Below are 1,625 nucleotides of genomic sequence, written 5' to 3'. Positions count from 1 at the left end.
TCAATCCTCTATGGGATTGCGCTATCTATCGGCATGCACGCCATCGTCTATGGGATCGGCTGGGTGATGCGGCGCTAAAAAAGCGGCTACTGAAAACGAGTTAACACGCCTGAAAATATTCAGGGTCTCTACAATATAGTCTCTTAGAGTGTATATTGTAGAGACCCTGGGCATCTTATTGCGCCGCGTGGGGCATCCAAACGGGGCTATGGTTATTGGCGTTAGCGTGCGCCTGCGGGATCACGGAGGCCTGTTCGATCACGCCGTACCAGCCGAGCCCTTGATAGGTTTCATAGCCGGGGGTGAGGGAGTAGCCGACGATGGTGCCATCGGCCTTCACGAAAGCCCCTTGCTCCTCGCCGCGCTTAATATCCAGCCGGTAGCGGTCGCCCAGCGTATAGCCGGAGCCTTTGGAGGCGGCGATGATGCGGTGTTGCGCGTCGATCAACAGGCAGCGCGTGCGCGGTTTTTCCTCGTCGGTCAGGCGGACTTGATCGACTACGGCTTGGGACTGGTTTTCCCAATCGAAGAAAATCGCCAGAACCCCTTGCGCCGCCCCATCGGTCGCGCCGTCGGCGCGAATGGCGGTGGCGTAAGTTGCGACCGATTGATTGCCCAAGCGGCCCTCACGGCTAATGTCGGCGACCGAAAAATCGGTGCCGTCGCGGGTGCTGAGCGCTTGGCCGAACCAGGGGGCGTTCGCGTAATTCTGTCCAATCAAACCGGGGTAGCGATTGGGGCGACCATTGGCGATGATATTGCCCTGCCGGTCCAAGACCCAGAGATCGAGATAGACCGTATAGCTATCGAGAATCACCCCAAGGCGTTTGCTGGCGAAGCTACAGTTCTTAGGAGTCGGATCGCAGGCGGCGGCAACCATCGCCGAATCGGTGGCCCACCAGCGCACGTCGCAGGAGCGTTCATAGAGGTTCCGGTCAATGATCTCGATCATATTCAGCGCAAGATCGGTGGCACGGGCGCAGCGCTGGCTAGCGATTAATTGATGACCAACCTCGTTCAGGGCGTCAATTCGGTCAGCCATACTGTCGTTTAACGCCGAAGCAATATCGCTGATGCGTTGCGAGATGTTGCTGACCTCATGGGCCACAACCGCAAAGCCTTTGCCATATTCCCCAGCGCGACCGGCCTCGATCAAGGCGTTCAGCGCCAAAATCTTGGTTGTGCGCATGACGTTCTGGATCTCCGAGACCTTCATCGTCGCGAGATCCGAAACCTCTTTTGACAGCGCTAAAATCTGCTCCTGCATCGCCCGTCCGCTCCCCCACATCACTGCGCAACCAAATTCTTGCACAAAGTGGGAGCGTTCCTACCGTAATTATGCTGCGGTGCAAGGCTAAATGTTAATCATTTGTTATGAAAAAGAGGCAGAAAGCTTTCGGAAACATACTTCGAGTCGGGAGCGATTCCTAAAATTCGAACATTTTCAGACATCTTTATATTTTGTATACCAATATTAGGGCAGTAAAGCTGTCGCACACTCTGCTATGTTTTCATCCGCGACATAATGACGCATCCGTGATTTGTAATGGGACAGCCGCAAAAGCCGACAAAACCTGACCTTTTGGTCTAAAGCATCGCGCGTCAAAAACGACGCACGATGCTTT

Annotated in this window: 1 protein-coding gene; it reads right to left on the bottom strand. The window is 54.8% G+C overall.

Translation table 11 applies throughout. From position 1 onward, the window contains the following. Positions 1-175: 175 nt before the first annotated feature. Complete coding sequence (locus VZ95_RS15905) at positions 176-1,267, bottom strand: methyl-accepting chemotaxis protein (protein ID WP_052711844.1); 1,092 nt, start codon at positions 1,265-1,267, stop codon at positions 176-178. Positions 1,268-1,625: the final 358 nt, after the last annotated feature.

It is taken from the genome of Elstera litoralis, from assembly GCF_000963705.1.
GTDB classification, from domain to species: Bacteria; Pseudomonadota; Alphaproteobacteria; order Elsterales; family Elsteraceae; genus Elstera; species Elstera litoralis.
This window is presented reverse-complemented; position numbering and strand designations above follow the sequence as displayed.